A 20,729-nucleotide genomic window follows, 5' to 3' on the forward strand; every position below is an offset into this window, starting at 1 on the left:
ATAGTTTGTTGACAGATAAAGGTACTTAGAGTGTAAAATTAAAAACACACAATGCTTTTATACAAAATTTTATATGTTTATCATTGATGATGTCATTGGAGCATTAATTGGAAAAGCAACAGATAAAGTTTTAGATCAACTAGATCATAGTGAAACTAGATTGCGAATTTTAAATAAATTTGGCTTGAAATCAGATGAACCACCTAATGATTTTGATGGGGTTTATGTTTATACTTTGATTGAGTATGGAGTTGGGAAACAAAAAGTTATTTTAGAGTTATTTAAAGAAAAAGAAATTAAAGAAGAATTTCGGCAAGCATTTAGTCAAAATAAAAGTTTTAATAGTCAAACATTAGATGGCTTTATTCAAAGTTCTAATATTGGCGATAGAATCAAAGATGAAAATATTGATTATCGTCGAGAATTGGCAGAATTTGCTCGATTGTTTGTGGAAATTGCTAAACGAGCTAGAACACCGACAGAAATTTTACAAGAACACAAATTAGAGAGTTTACAAAATAGTTTAAATCAAGTTCGAGAAAAAATTAACCAACTGAGTTTACCAGAAATTCAAAAACAAATTACCCAATTATTACAAAGTCAACAGCAATTATTACCACCTGCGGAAATTACCAGAGAAACGGAATTAGCTAAACAATTAAAAAAATGGTTTCAAACCCTGGGTTATAAATTTGAAACTTACGAAATCTTAAAACCAGAATATTTTGAATGGATTATTAATATTCCCAAACGGCGAGGATATGACCGGATTTTGATTCACGGAGTCGAAGCAGAAGCGGGAATTAATGATATTAATGCAGTAAAACAAGCTGTAGAAACTCAGAAAGTTGATGAAGGTTGGATTGTTGCACCACGTCGAGTTAGTAAATTAGCGAGAACCGAAGTTGAAAAAGCTGAAAATAGCCATATTTTTTGTTATTCATTTGATGAATTAATTGAAGCTGATGCTGATTTTACTGGTTATTTTGATTGGTTAGAAACAGAAGTTAAAAGCAGAGGAATTGATAAATATTATGTTCCCTTAGCTTGTACCAAAGAAGAAATTAATCCCCAAACTAAACAGCGGATTGGTATTAGTCATTACGGTAAAGAAGATGGTTGGATTGAGCGTTATATTAATGAATGGTTGGCTGACCCAGTAAAAGAACATTTATCTGTTTTAGGAGAATTTGGCACAGGTAAAACTTGGTTTGCTTTTCATTATGCTTGGTTGGCTTTACAAAAATATCGTCAAGCTAAAAAAGAAGGTTTACCGATTCCGCGTATTCCTTTAGTGATTCCTTTAAGAGATTATGCCAAAGCGGTGAGTATTGAATCTCTTTTTTCTGAGTTCTTTTTTCGTAAACATCAAATTGGTTTAGTGGGATATTCTGCCTTTGAACAACTTAACCGCATGGGGAAATTATTATTAATTTTTGATGGCTTTGATGAAATGGCCGCACGGGTAGACCGTCAAGCGATGATTAATAATTTCTGGGAGTTAGCAAAAGTTGTGGGAACAGAGGGAACAAAGGCAATTTTAACTTGTCGGACTGAACATTTCCCGGAAGCATTGGAAGGAAGGAGACTGTTAAATGCTGAATTACAAGCTTCTACTGCTAATTTAACAGGAGAACCACCCCAATTTGAGATTTTAGAATTAGAAAAATTTGATGATGCACAAATTCAACAAGTTCTCAGTTTTAAAGCTAAACCAGAAACAGTTCAAAATATAATTAACAATCAACAATTATTAGATTTGGCACGTCGTCCGGTAATGATTGATTTAATTATGGAAGCATTACCGGATATTGAAGCTGGTAAACCTGTGGATATTTCCCGTGTTTATCTTTATGCAGTGCGGCATAAAATGGAACGGGATATTAAAGCTGACCGCACTTTTACCTCAATGGCAGATAAATTATATTTCCTGTGTGAATTATCCTGGGAAATGCTGTCAACAGATAGAATGAGTTTGAATTATAAAGAATTTCCTGACCAGATTCGTCGTTGTTTTGGCAAAGCAGTAGAAGAACAAAAAGATTTAGATCATTGGCATTATGACATGATGGGGCAAGCCATGTTAATTAGAAATGCTGATGGTGATTATTATCCTGCCCATCGGTCATTATTGGAGTTTTTTGTTTCTTATAAATTGGGACGAGAATTAGGCATTTTGGCAGCAGATTTTCAGGAAGTTGTGGAGGTTCTTCCCTACGACCAAGGAAAAATAGATTTAAGTCAAACTTTTGGAAAAACTCTGTTAGCCAAAGCCGTGTTAGATTTGATGTTTCCTATGTTGTCAAGAATGGCAAATCAACGGTTATTAGCAGAGGTTAAAGCCACCAAAGGTAAAACTGAAACAGTAGCAGGTTACTGTGGTAGTAATGCGGTGCAGTTGTTACTGAAAGGTAGTCGGTTGGCTTTAGAAAGACAGGATTTGAGTCAGACAGTAATATCTGGTGTGAATTTTGGTTTAGCTAGTTTATATAATGTCAATCTCACCAACGCTAATTTAAAAGAGTCGGTCTTTGCTACAAACTTAACTTCAGTTTATACCGTTGCCTTTAGTCCTGATGGCAAAGTCCTGGCCACAGGAGAAAATGATGGCAGGGTCAGGCTATGGAATGCTACTACTGGTAAGGAGTTGTTAAACTTATTAGGTCATAGCAATTCGGTTAGTTCAGTAGCCTGGAGTAGAGATGGTCTGACCTTGGCTAGTGGTAGTGATGATAAAACGGTGAAACTGTGGGATGTGCAGACTGGGAACTGTGTGCGAACCCTAGAGGGTCATAGGAGTACGGTTAACTCAGTAGCCTGGAGTGGAGATGGTCTGACCTTGGCTAGTGGTAGTAATGATAAAACAGTGAAACTGTGGGATGTCCATTCTGGGGACTGTGTGCGATCGCTAGAGGGTCATCGCAATTCGGTTTATTCAGTAGCCTGGAGTGGAGATGGTCTGACCTTGGCTAGTGGTAGTAATGATAAAACAGTGAAACTGTGGGATGTCCATTCTGGGGACTGTGTGCGATCGCTAGAGGGTCATCGCAATTCGGTTTATTCAGTAGCCTGGAGTGGAGATGGTCTGACCTTGGCTAGTGGTAGTAATGATAAAACAGTGAAACTGTGGGATGTCCATTCTGGGGACTGTGTGCGATCGCTAGAGGGTCATCGCAATTCGGTTTATTCAGTAGCCTGGAGTAGAGATGGTCTGACCTTGGCTAGTGGTAGTAATGATAAAACAGTGAAACTGTGGGATGTCCATTCTGGGGACTGTGTGCGAACCCTAGAGGGTCATAGGAGTACGGTTAGGTCAGTAGCCTGGAGTGGAGATGGTCTGACCTTGGCTAGTGGTAGTGGTGATGAAACGGTGAAACTGTGGGATGTACAGACTGGGAACTGTGTGCGAACCCTAGAGGGTCATAGGAGTACGGTTAGGTCAGTAGCCTGGAGTGGAGATGGTCTGACCTTGGCTAGTGGTAGTGATGATAAAACGGTGAAACTGTGGGATGTGCAGACTGGGGACTGTGTGCGAACCCTAGAGGGTCATAGCGATTGGATTAATTCAGTAGCCTGGAGTGGAGATGGTCTGACCTTGGCTAGTGGTAGTAATGATAAAACAGTGAAACTGTGGGATGTCCATTCTGGGGACTGTGTGCGATCGCTAGAGGGTCATCGCAATTCGGTTTATTCAGTAGCCTGGAGTGGAGATGGTCTGACCTTGGCTAGTGGTAGTAATGATAAAACAGTGAAACTGTGGGATGTCCATTCTGGGGACTGTGTGCGATCGCTAGAGGGTCATCGCAATTCGGTTTATTCAGTAGCCTGGAGTGGAGATGGTCTGACCTTGGCTAGTGGTAGTAATGATAAAACAGTGAAACTGTGGGATGTGCAGACTGGGGACTGTGTGCGATCGCTAGAGGGTCATCGCAATTCGGTTTATTCAGTAGCCTGGAGTAGAGATGGTCTGACCTTGGCTAGTGGTAGTAATGATAAAACGGTGAAACTGTGGGATGTGCAGACTGGGGACTGTGTGCGAACCCTAGAGGGTCATAGCAGTATAGTTATGTCAGTAGACTGGAGTGGAGATGGTCTGACCTTGGCTAGTGGTAGTGATGATAAAACGGTGAAACTGTGGGATGTGCAGACTGGGGACTGTGTGCGAACCCTAGAGGGTCATAGCAGTATAGTTATGTCAGTAGACTGGAGTGGAGATGGTCTGACCTTGGCTAGTGGTAGTCTTGATAATACGGTGAAACTGTGGGATGTGCAGACTGGGGACTGTATCGCTACCTTTAACCATCAGTTATATGCAGGATTGAAGATTCAGGGGGTAAAGGGGTTAAGCCAGGCGGAAATATTGACTTTGAAGGCGTTGGGGGCTGTGGAATAGGATGACTGTACACTAAAACTATGAGTCACTGATCAGTTGCTAGGTATTAAATTATGGAAGAAATATTAACTCTCAAAAACCTACTCCTACAAGGTGATTTTCAAGGTGCATTAATAATAGTTGAAGAATTAGAAGAAATGAGCCGAAATGACATTATCAAGACAATTCGGAGTTATGCAGTAATTTTATTGTTGCATTTGATTAAACAAAAAGCTGAAAATCGCACAACTCGTTCCTGGGAAGTCTCAATTCGGAATTCAATTCGGGAAATTCAACGGGAAAATAAGCGTCATTATCTCACGAGAGAAGAATTATGGGAAACTTTAGAAGAAGCTTATTTAAATGCTATTGATAAAGCTTTGCTGGAAGTAGCAGAAGGTTCTTATGAATCAGAAGAATTAGAAAAGCTGGTTAATAAAGAAGAAATTATTCATTATGCTTTAGGTTTAATAAGCTAATCGGCATTTAATTTGCATAATATGGGCGGGCAAGATGCCATTGGTGTCAAGTTAAGAAAAATGGATTTGTGTCAAGAGTGGGAAATAAATGGTAAAAGTCAACACAGGGGTGTTGAAAAGAGCCATGAGTAAACCAAGGAAAAAACAAGGGAATCCAGACTTTCGCCATCAAGTTAGCGTACCTGCTCCAGCTAGTGAAGAAATAGAATCACGGTTGATTGGGCTATTAAGTCCAGGGACATTTGCCAACCTCAAAGGGGTAAAAGACAAAGAGCGAAGCTTGCGCTCAAGAGTATTAACCCTACCAGTAATGGCAGCAATAATACTGAGTCTAGTATATCGACAAGTACAACACTTAACAGATGTATTGCGCTGCCTAGAAGTAGAAGGATTAATGTGGGTAGAGGCAACAAAAGTCAGCAAGCAAGCTCTGTCCCAAAGACTCAACAGTTTACCGGCGCATCTATTTGCCAAGATGTTTGAGCAAGTAGTAGAACGTCTAGCAGCAAAAAGGAATGCAAAAGAATTAGCTCCAGCCTGGGCATCAGTGGCGCAGAGATTTTCCGCCATTTGGATTTGTGATGCCTCAACACTCGAAGCCATGAAAAAGCACTTCGGACAATTGCAAGAAAAAACAGGTTCAGTGTTGGCAGGAAAAATGCTGATGGTAGTAGAAGCTTTCACTCATATTCCTGTAGCAGTTTGGTATGATGCTGATGCCAAGCGGAATGAGACTCGTTGGTGGCAAGCATTGTTAGAACTTTTACCTGATGGTGGTTTACTCATAGTAGACATGGGATTTTATGGTTTTGAGTGGTTTGATTCTCTAACTGCTGCCGGCAAGTATGTTCTCACGCGCCAAAAGGAAAAGGTTAGATATAAGGTAGTGCGTGTACTTTCTAGCGGCTCTCACTACAGGGATGAAATTATTCAAATGGGATTGCATCATACCAACCCATGTCGCTATCCCATGCGCCAAGTATCCGTATTATGGGGTAAGACTTGGTATCATTATTTGACTAATGTTCTTGACCCACAACAGCTTTCACCACAGGAGGTTTGTGATTTATACCGCCGACGTTGGCGAATTGAGGACGCATTTTTATTGACTAAGCGTTTATTGGGCTTGTCCTATTTGTGGGTTGGTGGCACTAATGGTGTACAGATGCAAATATATGCTACCTGGATTTTCTACGCTGTCCTCAATGACTTGTGTGCTGATGTCGCTATTGCTTTACAACAACCTTTAGAACGCATTTCTGTGGAAATGGTTTTTCGCAGTTTATATTTTTTCCACCGCGCACTTTTACTCGCTCCTGATTTGCAACTTATTCCTTGGCTTGTCGAACATCATCGTTCTATGGGTTTAGTCAAGGCCGTCCGTCAACGTCACCGACGAACGGCTGCTCGCTCTCTTGACATTTGGGCTGATGCCTTAACTTGACACCAATGGCAAGATGCCCACCCCACAAGAGTTTAATGGAATTTAAATATCCAAACCAGATATTTTTCAGCTTATTACCAGGAGAATCAAATTAATTGGTCAAACAAAGACTCGATACGCTATTAGTAGATTTAGGTTTATGTCCCTCCCGTCAGCAAGCACAACGGCTAATTCAAGCTGGGGAAGTGACAGTAAATCAACAGATGATTGATAAAGCCGGGACTGAAGTTGATATTAAAGCCCAAATTCAAGTTAAAGAACGTCCTCCTTTTGTTTCTCGTGGTGGCGAAAAACTCGCTAAAGCTTTAGAATTTTTTGGAATTCCTGTAGCTGGACGCATTTGTTTAGATGGGGGAATTTCTACGGGTGGTTTTACTGATTGTTTATTACAATCTGGTGCAAAACAAGTTTATGGAATTGATGTTGGTTACGGACAAGTTGACTGGAAAATCAGAACTGATGAACGGGTAATTTTAAAAGAACGCACCAATTTAAGGCAGTTAAAATCAGAAGATTTATATGCTGAAAATGCAATTTTTCCTGATTTAGCTGTGGTTGATGTGTCGTTTATTTCTTTAACTAAAATTTTGCCTGCTTTGTGGGAATTAACACAAGCACCTAGAGAGGCTGTATTGCTGGTGAAACCTCAATTTGAGGTTGGGAAGTCTCGCGTGGGTAAAAAGGGTGTTGTCCGCGATTCTAGCGACCACGCTGATGCTATTTTTCAGGTTTTGCAAGGGGCATTGGAGTTGGGTTGGGTGTATAAAGGTTTAACGTGGTCGCCCATAACTGGCCCAGCAGGTAATATTGAATTTCTACTCTGGTTGGGAATGGAAAGCGAAATATCACCACTAAATTTAGCAGCAATTCAGGAAATGACTAAATCAGCAGTTGCAGATTTTCGGTATTAGACACACCCTAATTTTGCATTGAGTGTGAAATGTATATAGCAGTTTTCGGTCGGATGGAATAACCCTCTCCTAAGAAACCGCATTCCAACAAATGCTTGTAAATGTTGGGTTTCGTTCCTCAACCCAACCTACAATTTTTGGGTAATTTATTTTTTGGTGTTTCCTAAATATATGACAAACAGTGAAGATTGATTGTAAGGATTCAGGATACATAATGTTTGATATATACTCAAAACGGCTTAATCATTTGATTCTATAGGTAGGGGTAATTCATGAATTACCCCTACACATCTGGGGTTTTTCCAATTTTAGAAAAGTCCAAGTCCTAACCGTGTTTAGCATAGCAGGGAACAGAAGAGAAAAATATTCTTCATCCTGACTCCGAACTCCGAACTCCGAACTCCGAACTCCGAACTCCGAACTCCGAACTCCGAACTCCGAACTCCGAACTCCGAACTCCGAACTCCGTTCGCGTAGCGTCTCCGTTCGGCGAAGCCGTGCCGTAGGCATAGGAGAAACTCCGAACTCCTGACGATTGATTATTTTGGAAATATGGCTAATTCGGTTTCTGGGTCAAAAAAGTGTAGTTTATCAGGTACTAAAGATAACCAAAGTTGCTCACCGATATTTATGCTTCTATCCGGTGGAACTCTTACTTGTAATGCTTGACCATTTTTATTTGTTAAATCAGGATCAGCAATTCTGACGGATAAAAAAGTATCATTTCCTAAGTTTTCTACTAGGTCTACTTTTACAGGTAAATTTTTAGTGGCAGGTACACTCAAAGTTAGATGTTCTGGACGAATTCCTAAAATTAAGGTTTGTCCATCGTATTTTTGCAATGCACTTCCCCAGATATCTGGAAGTGTGAAGCGAAAGTCGGAATGGGTAATTAATAATGGTGCGTGAAACTCTACCGGAATAAAATTCATGGGTGGTGAACCGATGAATTCTGCTACAAAGCGGTTAGCTGGATAATTATATAATTCTAATGGTGCGGCAACCTGCTGTATCTTACCTTCTGACATGATGGCGATGCGATCGCCCATTGTCATAGCTTCAGTTTGATCATGGGTGACGTAAATCGTTGTCGTTCCTAGCTGACGCTGTAATTTGACAATTTGAGCGCGAGTCTCTGCCCGTAATTTAGCATCTAAGTTAGATAATGGTTCATCCATCAAAAATACTTGGGGATTGCGTGCGATCGCTCTTCCTAATGCTACTCGTTGTCTTTGCCCCCCGGAAAGTTGTTTCGGTAAACGATTTAACAAAGTTTCAATTTGTAACAACAGAGCTACACTTCGCACTCGTTCATCTACTACGCGTTCTTTTTCAGAAACATAACGAAGTCCCTTAGGTAGCTTCCTCGTCATCCCCACAAAAATATCTTCACGCCATTTGGTAATTTTGTCTCCCCCTGCATCCCCAAATCGACGACGTAACCCGAAAGCGATGTTGTCATAAACCGTCATGTGGGGATAGAGGGCATAATTTTGAAACACCATTGCAATGTCGCGTTCTTTCGGAGGTAAATCATTAATCAAGCGATCGCCTATCGAAATATTGCCACCAGTCATCACCTCCAAGCCAGCGATTAACCGCAACAAGGTGCTTTTACCACAACCAGAAGGCCCCACCAACACCATAAATTCACCATCAGCAATGGTCAAATTAATCCGTCGCAAGACATTAATACTATCCGCACCTTCCCGTCCTGGTGGTGACTGCTGCTGAGTCGTTACATTTTCCCCCTTCCGGGGAGGAAAACTTTTATAAACATTTTCTAATACAACTTGTGCCACGAGTAATTACTTTAATAGTTAGTTTTCGGTTGTCAGTGGAAGAAGGTGACAGGAAACAGGTGACAGTTATGATGAGAAGAAGGTAGAAGAACGAGAATTACCATCTCTTCCCCATCTTCCTTCATCTCCCCAGTCTCGTTCATGCTAAATGCATAAAAATCATTTTTAGTAGTTCAGCACGTGTAAAAGGCTTGGTTAAATAACCAGATGCGCCTACTAATCTTGCTTTTACTTTGTCTACAATTCCTTTATTTCCTGTCACAAAAATGATGGGAATCTCTTTAAAAAATGAATTATTGCGAATGATTCGGCATAACTCATAACCATCAATACCAGCCATATTTAGATCTAATAAAATCAAATCGGGCTTATGTCTAATAATAGACATAACTGCTTTGACTGGATCATTAATAGTTACAACAACAACATTTTCATCTTCTAAACAACGGCTTATTTCTTTGAGAATCGTCGGACTATCATCGACAGAAATAATTTTGTAGGTTTTTTTAGCAGTTATAGTAGCAGCGTTTACGTTTTGCTCATCAGTTTCTATGTTATTTGGTATAGTTACCAGTTGCAGATTTTCTGGTGGTAAAGCAGAAATTTCAGGTACAGAGTGTTCTATAGTAGGACTCGTATCTGGTAATAATCCCGTATTAGATAATTTATGATTAATTTCTGTTGTTCCATATTGAGAAGATAGTGAAAAATCTGCAAATGTCTTAGGCAAGGTATCAAATGGAGGATCTGGTGCATGTAAGATAATCGAACCTTGTAGGATATGTGGATATAAAGTTCGAGCCAGTTCCACTTCATCTTGATTCATAATTACTGCCAAATGACGCAGACTAAAACCCTTCATCCAATTAGTTAGATTTTGCTGCAATTCTGGTAGTTTTTTATCATAAAATTTACTGTTAATCAACAGATATGGACGCTGATAAGGAGAAGATATTTGGGGAGTAAAAGACTGCCAATTTTGTAGCCGCTTTTGGCAGCGCTCCATAATATTTTCTGCATCCAGTTTACAAATTTTGGGAATGCTATCAACTGGTTCAGTTAATTTATACGTTCCTTCTGGAATTAATAAAAATGATTCAATCACCTCTTTAACTAACTCTTGAATGAGTAATGCCGCTTGGGTAGAAAGGAGATGTTTTTGATCAACAAGCCAGTAAATAGCTTGATATTCTGGTGGTTGGTTGATAAAATCATCCTTAGATTCACTTAACTGGGTTGGCCAGTCAGGTTCAAAACTCATCCGTAGTTGTACACGAACTTCATTAGTCAGGAGAGGAATTTGTTGACTCAGACGACGCATCTGCCGTTCTAATCTATCAAAGGGTTCTACTGAATGGGTAGCATAGATGATTTTGCCCTGATCTAAGAATATTGACCATGACACCGAATTGCTTAAGACTTGTAAACAAGTAGTGTCAGAAGAATTAGTTAACTGTCTTAATAAACGTTCAGGAGATAGTTTGCTAAAAGTCCCAGTATTATTCATATTTTTACAGTTTTTTCCGAAGAATTGACTTATTATTGAGAAATAAGAGATTTCAGAATCAGGTATTGTCTTCCCTTGCCAATCTCTTTATAAACTAGTCATGCTATTGGTAAATATTATGTATCTATCACCAGCTATATGAATTACTCCTTAGTTATTTGCTTACATCATACTACTAGGCTGGAAATTCTCATCGTATATTCAACATGATACAAATTTTCAGTTTTCATTTTTACATGGTGGCAATAATTATTAAATGACTGAATTAATTAAGAGTCTATAATTAGCCAAATTTCCACATAAAATCTTTAAAAATTTGTTGAAATAAATGTATATATTGATTATTGTATTCTTAATTTTTTCACGATAATTTATGTATGGTATCTCCACTACAAAAAGTAATGTTTACCCTGATAAATTCACCTGCTTAGGAACTATATAATGATGCAAATTTCCTGAAATTGAGAATTTGACAAGAATAATTTGGTTAATGAAGTTGACGCTATCTACCGATAAATACCATACTTGTAGTCGTACTAGTATTGGAAATTATATACTTTGAGAAAAGGAAATTAAAGCTTTGGACTATAACATAACACAAAAGGTTATGCTGGATACACTAAAACTAGATGAAGTCGTAGAGTTTGCAGAAAACCCAGAACCGCGTTGTCCGTGCGTGCTATTGCTAGATACATCTGGCTCAATGCAGGGAGAACGGATTGAAGCCTTAAATCAAGGCTTACTGAGTTTTAAAGATGAATTGGTCAAAAATTCCTTGGCAGCGAGACGGGTAGAAGTAGCAATTGTTACTTTTGATAGTCATGTCAATGTAGTACAAGATTTTGTCACGGCAGACCAATTCAACCCGCCTATTTTAACAGCCCAAGGACTAACTACGATGGGTGGGGGAATTCATAAATCATTAGAAATAATTCAAGAACGCAAATCGCAGTATCGTGCCAATGGCATTGCTTACTATCGTCCTTGGGTATTTATGATTACAGATGGTGAACCTCAAGGTGAGCTAGATGAGGTGATTGAGCAAGCAGTGCAGCGTTTACAAGGAGATGAAGCCAATAAGCGTGTTGCTTTTTTTACAGTAGGAGTAGAGAATGCTAATATGACGCGTTTAAATCAAATAGCTGTGCGTACTCCTCTCAAATTACAAGGATTAAACTTTATTGAAATGTTTGTTTGGCTTTCAGCGAGTATGTCAGCTGTATCTCATTCTAAGGTAGATGAACAAGTAGCACTACCGCCAATTGGTTGGGGGTCTGTTTAACAGTTATTTAGTTTTCAGTTATCAGTTATGGCTGTAGTTCAGATAGGCTAGGACAGTGCGAATTGCTCAAAGCCTTGAAGCAAATGGGTTTATACCCAGCAGGGCTAAATGCCCCGCTACCGCTTACAGCACTTTCCATATCATCCATCTTGGGACTGATAACTCTTTACTCTAGCTGTTAGAAGCAATTTATGAACACATCAAAACAGATTTCTCAATGGCGAATAGTAGCCGCATCCGTATGTGGTACTAGCCACATTAAAAACAAGCAACTGTGTCAAGACGCTCATCATTGGCAGATATTGCCAAATAATGTGTTGGTGATCGCAGCCGCAGATGGTGCCGGTTCTGCCAGCTTGGGAAAAGTGGGAGCAATGATTGCGGTAGAAACGGCAATAGAACATATTTCCAACTGCCCAGAAATTACGCCTAGCACCCTTGCTGACGATAACCTCTTGCGTGCTTTGCTGACGGATGCCATATTAGCCAGCAAAAAAGCGATAGAAGAAGAGGCGGATGTGAGCGAGCATTTGCCCAATGATTTAGCAACTACCTTAATTATTGCGATCGCTACACCAGAAATTGTCGCAGTAGCCCAAATAGGTGATGGTTTAGCTGTAGCCAAGGATAGCACAGGTAATTTACTGGCACTTACCATCCCTAACAACGGTGAATATATCAACGAAACAACCTTTTTAACTTCACCAGATGCTTTAGATACAGCACAAATCAGAATATTGCGTCAAAACATAGTTAATATCGGCGTTCTCACCGATGGACTACAAATGCTGGCTTTGAATATGATTGTGGGTGAACCGCATAAACCTTTCTTTTTTCCTTTATTTGAATTTGTAGCCAATTCTGACGATAAAATCGTAGCTAAAGAGCAATTAGTGAAATTCTTATGCTCTGATCGGATTACCCAGCGTACAGACGATGATTTGACCCTAGTTATAGCAGCATTAGGCAACTGATGAGCAAGGTCGATTGGGTAGGGTTTAAAGTGCATACTGCAAGGTTCAGGGTAAGGTTTTTCCCAATTCTCCGCCCTTCTTTTAGCATATTTCTGTCGAGACGCTACGCATTAGCTAAACTATCCCATTTGTGGATCGTCTCTGAAGGACATAGAGAACAAGAGGTATGTCAGTCGCATTCTTCTTGAAGAGACAGGTCAGTTACTGCAAATCGGGTCTTGACCAATCAATGCATTGAGTCCTAAGGGAAAAAACTGCGCTAACTCCCCAGCACTCAATCCCCAGTTCTCTAAAATAACCTCTCACAACCGTAATTTTACCATGCAGGTAGTACGTTATCTTTCCCAACAGGAAATCCTTAATCTCACAGTCAGCTTAGGACGTGGCGGTGAAGCTTGTGTATATGCAGTGCCATCAGATGAAAATTTAGTGGCCAAAATTTATCACAAGCCTATTGTTACAAATGCTCACAAACTCCAGGCCATGCTTGCCAACCCCCCGGAAAACCCAACGGCTAATTTAGGACATATTTCCATAGCTTGGCCACAGGAGTTATTGCAAGCAGCAGATAGCAGTGGGAGCATCATTGGCTTTTTAATGCCGCGCATTCGAGGAATGCGGCCAATCATGGATTTTTATAATCCGGGAACCCGTCGCCAAAACTGCCCTTTATTTAATTATCAGTATTTACTGCGTACTGCTCGAAATTTGGCAGCAGCTTTTGCAGCTCTACACGCAAGTCAGTACTGCATTGGTGACGTAAATGAGTCAAACATCCTTGTTAGTGACACCTCATTAGTCACCCTAGTAGACACAGACTCATTTCAAGTACGTGATCCGCAGCAGAATATCGTCTATCGTTGCTCAGTAGGTAAACCGGAGTATACCCCACCAGAACTACAAAATAAAACTTTTGCGGAATATGATCGTGAAAGTTCCCATGACTTATTTGGGTTAGCAGTGCTGATATTTCAATTGTTAATGGAAGGCACTCACCCATTTTCTGGGATTTTTCAAGGTCTGTTTGACCCCCCTGCCTATGAAGCCAGAATAGTAGCCGGTCATTTCACCTACAGTCAAAAGCAAAAAGTTCCCTATTTACCTACCCCCATAGCACCTCCTTGGGAAATGCTGCATCCTGGTTTACAGGATTTGTTTGTGCGTTGTTTCGAGGATGGTCATAACAACCCCCAAGTACGTCCTAGCGCTCAAACTTGGTTATCAGCAATAGCCGCAGCTGAAGAGAATCTTGTCACTTGTGCGGTAAATCCCCAGCATCTTTATGATCATCACCTCAAGCAATGTCCTTGGTGTGAACGTACCTCACAATTAGGTGGACGTGATCCTTTTCCATCATTAGAAGCGATCGCATCTAAAGAACATCTCAAACCCCGCCGAAAATCTAAAAAGCGCAATATACAAACTCCTCGTGTCCGCAAGCCAGCAGTATTAACATCTCCACTACATCACTGGCGACCAGTATTTCCCCAAAACTTTCCTGTTTATAAACCTGTAAATAATCCCAATAAATCAAAATTTTATACTATCATGTTTTTCTTATTGGGTTTTGGTTTATTAGGATATTTGGACATAATGATTAAATTTACTCGTCCATTCGTATCCCAAAATCCTTACACTCAACAAACATTAATGTCTCGGCAAGAAAAGAAAACTATTGAAGAGGAAAACTTGAATTTTACAGATTATTATGAGCGAGGTAATACAGCCTATCAAAAACAAGACTATACACAAGCAATTGAAAATTTTACCCAAGGCATTAAAAAAAATCCGAACTTCTCCAGATTGTACATGAATAGAGGTAACGCTCGTTACAATATGAATGATTATGAAGGAGCATTAGCCGACTATAACCAGGCTCTAAAAATTAATCCACAGGAAGTAAAAGCTATGGTAAATCGGGGTAATGCCTATTATATGCTGGCAGAATATAGTAGCGATCCTGACCAGGAATATAAAAAAGCCATTAACAACTTTAATACTGCTCTCAGCATCAATGAAAAAGATTCTGAAGCTTATATCAGACGTGGTATAGTTCATTCTCAAATTGCTAAATATAGCCAGAACTACTACCAGCAATATGCAAAATCAATTGCGGATTTCACTGAAGCAATTCAACTCAATTCATCCAAAGCAGAAGCTTACTTTCAGCGAGGACTTGCCCGTTATCAATTTGCTCAATATAGCAGTAGTTATATTCAAGCATACAAACAGGCAATAGCAGATTTTAACCAAGCCCTAAATATTAATCCTCACATGGCTAAAGTTTATCTCAAACGAGGCATGGTTCATTATGAACTAGCACAATATGGAGAAAATAAAATTCAGCATAACCAGGAGCAAGCAATTGCAGATTTAGAAAAATCCGCTCAAATTTATCTTGAACAAGAAGATATGGATAATTACCAGCAAGCCATCAGCAATATTTGCGTTATTGTCTCCAAAAAATGTGACATTTTATTCCAAAGTTCAACCCTTTTTGAAAAAATTAATCAGTAAAACTTGCATTCATCAATAAACATTATGGTACATAATTGATGTTACTGTACAGGTAGATCGTGTGTAGATATAAACGTAATTTGTAATAGCCGTAGATTATACAAAACAGAACGAAAGTAGCGGTAATATCCTTCGGGAAGCAAGCTACATGAATTGCCGCTACGTAATAATAAGATTTTTAACCACATCTTGAGCAAGTCCTATTCATTTGAAATATTCATTAATTTGCTATGTACTTTTAAGGACAAATTACAAATATATAGTACTGATGCACGAATTAAGTCTTTCTGGTATCTACAGACTTGATCTATAGACTGCTAAAGATTCTGCTGGAGTAGTCATTTTAACCTTGTATATTATAATTAGCATTTTTTGCTTTTATTCAGGGAAATTCATACCTTAAGAGGTAGAGAAAATTTGGTGCTAGTTATTTTAAATGTATTATTTTTTCGTTGTATAAATCCGAGTTTAAAATAATCATACTCATCAATTTTTTACATATAAAATATCTTAAATTTACTTTCTCTTCATAATTTTTCAGTAATTTACAGTTAGATTATTTCTAGATCCTTAATAGAGAAAATCTTACAAAAATTGATATTCTCTCTATTTATTGTGCATCCTCTTCATCCCCAAAAAATCAAACAATAACCTACCGGCACATATTTGAGGTAATTGCATGAAAGCAGTAATTTTGGCTGGAGGACTTGGTACGCGCCTCAGTGAAGAAACAAGTATCAGACCCAAGCCAATGGTTGAAATTGGTGGTAAGCCAATACTTTGGCATATAATGAAAATTTATTCATCCCACGGAATTAACGATTTCATTATTTGTTGTGGTTATAAAGGTTACATCATCAAAGAGTATTTTGCGAACTACTTCTTACATATGTCAGATGTAACTTTTGATATGCGATTTAACCAAATGAGCATACATTCTGGATATGCTGAACCCTGGCGCATCACCTTAGTAAATACAGGTGATAACACAATGACAGGTGGACGCTTAAAGCAAGTCAGAGAACATCTTGGTAATGATACATTTTGCTTCACTTATGGTGATGGTGTAAGTGATGTAAATATCACAGAACTAATTCAATTTCATCAAGAACAAAAAACTTTAGCAACACTCAGCGCCGTTCAACCAGCAGGAAGATTTGGAGCAATTTCTTTAGGACAAGAACAAACTAAAATTGCTAGTTTTAAAGAAAAACCTGAAGGTGATGGAGCTTGGATTAATGGTGGTTATTTTGTTCTAGAACCAGAAGTAATCAACTTGATTACTGATGATTCCACTGTTTGGGAAAAAGAGCCATTGGAAAAATTAGCTGATATGGAACAACTATCAGCTTTTAAACATAATGGTTTTTGGCAACCAATGGATACTTTAAGAGATAAAAACTATTTAGAGGAGCTATGGAAAAGCGGTCAAGCTCCTTGGAAGAAATGGTAATACAGTAGAGCATTCAGGAGTCAGGAGTCAGGAGTCAAGAGTCAGGAGATAGAAAATCAATACCACTCGGTACTCAATACTCCCTACTATTATGGAATTTTAGATTTTAGATTGGGGAAAAATTGCTAATGTATGATTTTGCGATTATTGGTGGGGGAATAGTTGGACTTTCAACAGCGATGGCTTTAGGTAATCGCTATCCTGATGCAAAAATTTTAGTGTTAGAAAAAGAAAGTCAATGGGCATTTCATCAAACAGGCAATAATAGCGGCGTAATTCATTCTGGAATTTATTACAAACCAGGTAGCTTTAAAGCAAAATTTTGCCGTGATGGTAGTCGCTCGATGGTAGAATTCTGCCAAAAATATGACATTGAGCATGATATTTGTGGTAAGGTAATTGTTGCCACAGAAGAACAAGAATTACCACGACTAGAAACCCTCTACAAACGAGGCTTAGAAAACGGCATAGCAGTGCAAAAAATCACTGCTGAAGAAGTTAGAGAAATTGAACCTCATGTCAGTTGTGTCGGTGGAATTCGGGTATTTTCGACAGGGATTGTTAATTACAAGCAAGTTTGTTTAAAATACGCTGAACTCATTCAAAAGCGAGGGGGAGATTTACGTCTCAATACCAAAGTTTTGCAAATATCCCCAAGTGGTAACAATCAAGTCATTGAAACCAACAAAGGTAGTTTTGAAACTCGCTTTATCATCAATTGTGCCGGGTTGCATAGCGATCGCATAGCAAAACTAGGTAAAGCCAACCCCCAAGCCAAAATTGTCCCTTTCCGGGGAGAATATTACGAACTTACCCCCGAAAAACGCTATCTGGTCAAAACACTCATTTACCCAGTTCCCAACCCAGATTTTCCCTTCCTGGGTGTCCACTTCACTAGAATGATTGATAATAGCGTCCATGCAGGGCCAAATGCAGTTCTCAGTCTCAAACGTGAAGGTTACAAAAAAACCGACTTTGACCTCAGAGATTTTGCAGAAGTTATCACCTATCCTGGTTTCTGGAAACTAGCAGCTAAACACGCTGATGAAGGTATCCAAGAAATCATTCGTTCCTTTAGTAAAGCAGCTTTTGTCAGAAGTTTGCAAAAACTAATTCCCGAAGTCCAAGCAGCAGATTTAGTTCCTACCCATGCAGGAGTTCGCGCTCAAGCATTGATGAGTAATGGTTCCTTAGTAGATGACTTTTTAATCGTTCAAGGTAACAACTCAATTCATGTTTGCAATGCACCATCTCCCGCAGCAACATCTTCTCTAGAAATTGGCAAAGCAATTGTCACCCAAATACCTCAACAATCACATTTACAAAGCTTAGAGCATGTTTGAAAAGTTTAGGGACGTATAATTTGTCATTCTGTTCGCGTTCACGTAGTGTGCCGTAGGCATAGCGTGGCGTTAGCCATGTGGAGTCTTACGCAACGAAGAATCTGGAGTTTAGCCCACATACTGAGATGCTACGTTCCTCAGCATGACATGGAAGGAGACTTTTCAAACACCCTCTTAGTAGCCTAGTTTAAAAGGTGAAAATCTCAAAAATAGATATCTATATAGTTGGGTTTTAGCTGACTTTATATGATATCTATATTTGTGCTGTGTTGTATGAGCTTCAATGATTCAATATTGGATTTATAGCATTTCAAATACCGCTCATCAACCAATAATTGAATTGTGAATTACACTGATACTTGCAAAAATTAGTTGTAACAGTTTCATGGAGTAGAGAAATCTTCAAGACAAATACCACTCCCAACTGACTACAACTAAATTAATCAATCATAAGGATTTGACAAAAATGAAAATATTAGTAACAGGAACAGAAGGATATCTAGGTTCCTTACTACCTTCTTTGTTAATGGCTAGAGGTCATGAAGTTATTGGCGTTGATACCGGTTTTTATAAAGTTGGTTGGCTATATAACGGAACTGATGTAACAGCAAAAACCCTCAACAAAGATATTCGGAATATTACTCCTGAAGATTTAGAGGGTGTGGAAGCAATAGTTCATATGGCGGAACTTTCCAACGATCCTACAGGACAATTAGCACCTAACATCACCTATGAAATTAATCATTTAGGTTCAGTGCGTTTGGCTAACTTAGCAAAAGCAGTAGGTGTTCGTCGTTTTGTTTATATGTCTTCTTGCAGTGTTTATGGTGTTGCCAGTGAAGATGATGTTACAGAAGAATCACCTGTGAATCCTCAAACAGCTTACGCAGAATGTAAAACATTAGTAGAAAGAGATGTCCAACCATTAGCCGATGATGATTTCTCTCCTACCTTTATGCGGAATGCTACCGCTTTTGGTGCTTCTCCAAGAATGCGATTTGATATTGTTTTAAACAATTTGTCAGGATTAGCATGGACTACCAAAGAAATTAAAATGACAAGTGATGGTACACCTTGGCGGCCATTAGTCCACGCGTTGGATATTTGTAAAGCTATTGTTTGTGCTTTAGAAGCGCCTAGAGATATTGTTCACAATCAAATCTTTAATGTGGGAGATACAACTAATAATTATCGAGTTAAAGAAATCGCAGAAATTATTGCTGATGCTTTCCCCGGTTGTAGATTATCTTTTGGTAATAACGGTTCGGATAATCGCAGCTATCGAGTATCCTTTGAAAAAATTAATACAATCTTGCCAGGATTCAAGTGCGATTGGAATGCTCAACTTGGCGCTCAACAATTATTTGATTTATTCAGTCAAATTGATATGACTGAAGATACTTTCTTATTCCGAGGATTTACACGCTTAAAGCAGTTAGAGTATCTGATTCGTACTCAACAAATTGACCAAGATTTTTTCTGGATCAGAAAGTAGCTTTAGTCTCAATAATGAATTAATTCAAGTTTCCGAATCAATTCTGGTTGGTTCGGAAGTTTCTAGAATTTCACAATCATTTGTCACTCATTTTAATCATACCAGGAATTTAGGATGAATATACCGCCATGAAAAAACTACTTACCATTGCTATTCCTACATATAATCGTGCTGCATTGCTAGATAAACAATTAGCATGGCTGGCTAAATCTATCCAAGGTTTTGAATCTGAATGTGAAATTATTGTTTCTGATAACTGTTCAGAAGATAATACACAAGAAATAATTACCCAATGGCAAGCAAAACTTAGTAATACTGTATTTATAAATAATAGGAATCGTGAAAATATAGGTTTAATGCCTAATATTGCTTTTTGTATACAGTCTGCTAGTGGTCAGTATGTTTGGACTGTTGGTGATGATGATCCAATTCAAGAAAGAAGCCTTGCTTATTTAGTAACTACACTCAAGCAGCATCCGAGTTTAACATTAATGTTTTTAAATTGTTCTGGTCGTGATAAACGAACAAATAAAATAGTTGTCGAACATTGGTTTAAAAGTAATACTAATGAACCAGTCACTAATGGCAGAAATGTATTTCAACGTTATTTACAGGAAAGCTTTGGTGGTGTACTTTTCATGACAGCAGCAGTTTATAAAACAGAACTAGTACAACGTGCTTTAAAAACTTGGCCAACTTCTGCTAAAAACTTGGCATCTCAAGCATATTGGACAGGATTTTGTGCGCTGCATGGAAGTGTCATAGTCACTAAAGATAATTATTTAGAATGCACAATGCACGCTAGTCATTTAGATCAAGATCCAAGATTAGCATTAATGATGCAGTATATCTACATCCCTGAAGTTTATTTAAAGCTTTTAACTATAGGTTATTCCTATAAATTTTGCCAAAGAAAAATTTTAAGAAACCTAGTCAAATTAAATTACTGGAGAATCTTTTTAGGTGGTTTTAGAAGATGGCCTTTCTTAGCGATTAGGGTCATGGTTTATTACTGGTCTTTGATCTGCCAATCTGCTTATAGACTCATCTTTGTTTCCAGAAAAAATAATGATGTTGAACCACAATTGATTACGTCCTTAAGTGAAGAGAGTTAATAGTGATATCTACATCTAGTCAATTTAATAAAATT

14 protein-coding genes are annotated in these 20,729 nt (G+C 38.7%); 11 read left to right on the forward strand and 3 right to left on the reverse strand.

Annotated elements, in window-relative coordinates:
* The first annotated feature begins 73 nt into the window (after positions 1-73).
* The 4 genes from AC012T_RS01245 to AC012T_RS01260 all read left to right on the forward strand — a co-directional run bounded on the left by AC012T_RS01245 (position 74) and on the right by AC012T_RS01260 (position 7,206).
* Complete coding sequence (locus AC012T_RS01245) at positions 74-4,393, forward strand: WD40 domain-containing protein (protein WP_487062522.1); 4,320 nt, start codon at positions 74-76, stop codon at positions 4,391-4,393.
* Between the two features lie 53 nt (positions 4,394-4,446).
* A complete protein-coding gene (locus tag AC012T_RS01250) occupies positions 4,447-4,851 on the forward strand; it encodes a DUF29 family protein (RefSeq protein ID WP_487062523.1) in 405 nt (134 codons plus the stop codon).
* A gap of 124 nt (positions 4,852-4,975) precedes the next feature.
* Complete coding sequence (locus AC012T_RS01255; RefSeq protein WP_487066390.1) at positions 4,976-6,295, forward strand: IS4 family transposase; 1,320 nt, start codon at positions 4,976-4,978, stop codon at positions 6,293-6,295.
* Between the two features lie 95 nt (positions 6,296-6,390).
* A complete protein-coding gene (locus tag AC012T_RS01260) occupies positions 6,391-7,206 on the forward strand; it encodes a TlyA family RNA methyltransferase (protein WP_487062524.1) in 816 nt (271 codons plus the stop codon).
* 270 nt (positions 7,207-7,476) lie between these two features.
* On the opposite strand, the gene AC012T_RS01265 is transcribed toward AC012T_RS01260, so the two are convergent.
* The 3 genes from AC012T_RS01265 to AC012T_RS01275 form a co-directional block, all read right to left on the reverse strand.
* Entirely contained in the window at positions 7,477-7,716 is a 240-nt protein-coding gene (locus AC012T_RS01265; RefSeq protein ID WP_487062525.1) for a hypothetical protein, read from the reverse strand.
* Between the two features lie 29 nt (positions 7,717-7,745).
* A complete protein-coding gene (locus tag AC012T_RS01270) occupies positions 7,746-9,008 on the reverse strand; it encodes an ABC transporter ATP-binding protein (protein ID WP_487062526.1) in 1,263 nt (420 codons plus the stop codon).
* A 139-nt stretch (positions 9,009-9,147) separates the two neighbouring features.
* On the reverse strand, positions 9,148-10,515 hold the full coding sequence (locus AC012T_RS01275) for a response regulator (RefSeq protein ID WP_487062527.1): 1,368 nt from the start codon (positions 10,513-10,515) through the stop codon (positions 9,148-9,150).
* 607 nt (positions 10,516-11,122) lie between these two features.
* Between AC012T_RS01275 and AC012T_RS01280 the strand changes: the two genes are divergently transcribed.
* From AC012T_RS01280 to AC012T_RS01310, 7 genes are all read left to right on the forward strand, one after another.
* On the forward strand, positions 11,123-11,797 hold the full coding sequence (locus tag AC012T_RS01280; protein ID WP_042464439.1) for a vWA domain-containing protein: 675 nt from the start codon (positions 11,123-11,125) through the stop codon (positions 11,795-11,797).
* Between the two features lie 191 nt (positions 11,798-11,988).
* Positions 11,989-12,771, forward strand: coding sequence for a PP2C family serine/threonine-protein phosphatase (locus tag AC012T_RS01285; protein ID WP_487062528.1), 783 nt, complete (start codon positions 11,989-11,991; stop codon positions 12,769-12,771).
* A 321-nt stretch (positions 12,772-13,092) separates the two neighbouring features.
* Entirely contained in the window at positions 13,093-15,288 is a 2,196-nt protein-coding gene (locus AC012T_RS01290) for a tetratricopeptide repeat protein (RefSeq protein WP_487062529.1), read from the forward strand.
* 679 nt (positions 15,289-15,967) lie between these two features.
* Positions 15,968-16,741: a glucose-1-phosphate cytidylyltransferase gene (gene rfbF, locus AC012T_RS01295; RefSeq protein WP_487062530.1), complete on the forward strand. Its 774-nt coding sequence runs from the start codon at positions 15,968-15,970 to the stop codon at positions 16,739-16,741.
* A 128-nt stretch (positions 16,742-16,869) separates the two neighbouring features.
* Positions 16,870-18,084 carry an L-2-hydroxyglutarate oxidase gene (gene lhgO, locus AC012T_RS01300; RefSeq protein ID WP_487062531.1) on the forward strand — a complete coding sequence of 405 codons (1,215 nt, stop codon included), beginning with the start codon at positions 16,870-16,872 and terminating at the stop codon, positions 18,082-18,084.
* Between the two features lie 466 nt (positions 18,085-18,550).
* The gene (locus tag AC012T_RS01305) at positions 18,551-19,579 is read left to right on the forward strand and encodes an NAD-dependent epimerase/dehydratase family protein (RefSeq protein WP_487062532.1); all 1,029 of its coding nucleotides are present in this window, start codon (positions 18,551-18,553) and stop codon (positions 19,577-19,579) included.
* A gap of 128 nt (positions 19,580-19,707) precedes the next feature.
* On the forward strand, positions 19,708-20,694 hold the full coding sequence (locus tag AC012T_RS01310) for a glycosyltransferase family 2 protein (RefSeq protein WP_487062533.1): 987 nt from the start codon (positions 19,708-19,710) through the stop codon (positions 20,692-20,694).
* Positions 20,695-20,729 lie beyond the last annotated feature (35 nt).

The sequence above is a fragment of the Anabaena sp. EIM26 genome (assembly GCF_057568715.1).

Excerpts from the sequence above, each read along its gene's own strand:
- AC012T_RS01310 (WP_487062533.1), top strand. The coding sequence starts at position 19,708 with ATGAAAAAACTACTTACCATTGCTATTCCTACATATAATCGTGCTGCA.
- AC012T_RS01275 (WP_487062527.1), bottom strand. The coding sequence starts at position 10,515 with ATGAATAATACTGGGACTTTTAGCAAACTATCTCCTGAACGTTTATTA.
- AC012T_RS01265 (WP_487062525.1), bottom strand. The coding sequence starts at position 7,716 with ATGCCTACGGCACGGCTTCGCCGAACGGAGACGCTACGCGAACGGAGT.
- rfbF (WP_487062530.1), top strand. The coding sequence starts at position 15,968 with ATGAAAGCAGTAATTTTGGCTGGAGGACTTGGTACGCGCCTCAGTGAA.
- AC012T_RS01305 (WP_487062532.1), top strand. The coding sequence starts at position 18,551 with ATGAAAATATTAGTAACAGGAACAGAAGGATATCTAGGTTCCTTACTA.
- AC012T_RS01255 (WP_487066390.1), top strand. The coding sequence starts at position 4,976 with ATGAGTAAACCAAGGAAAAAACAAGGGAATCCAGACTTTCGCCATCAA.
- lhgO (WP_487062531.1), top strand. The coding sequence starts at position 16,870 with ATGTATGATTTTGCGATTATTGGTGGGGGAATAGTTGGACTTTCAACA.
- AC012T_RS01245 (WP_487062522.1), top strand. The coding sequence starts at position 74 with ATGTTTATCATTGATGATGTCATTGGAGCATTAATTGGAAAAGCAACA.
- AC012T_RS01290 (WP_487062529.1), top strand. The coding sequence starts at position 13,093 with ATGCAGGTAGTACGTTATCTTTCCCAACAGGAAATCCTTAATCTCACA.
- AC012T_RS01285 (WP_487062528.1), top strand. The coding sequence starts at position 11,989 with ATGAACACATCAAAACAGATTTCTCAATGGCGAATAGTAGCCGCATCC.
- AC012T_RS01280 (WP_042464439.1), top strand. The coding sequence starts at position 11,123 with ATGCTGGATACACTAAAACTAGATGAAGTCGTAGAGTTTGCAGAAAAC.
- AC012T_RS01250 (WP_487062523.1), top strand. The coding sequence starts at position 4,447 with ATGGAAGAAATATTAACTCTCAAAAACCTACTCCTACAAGGTGATTTT.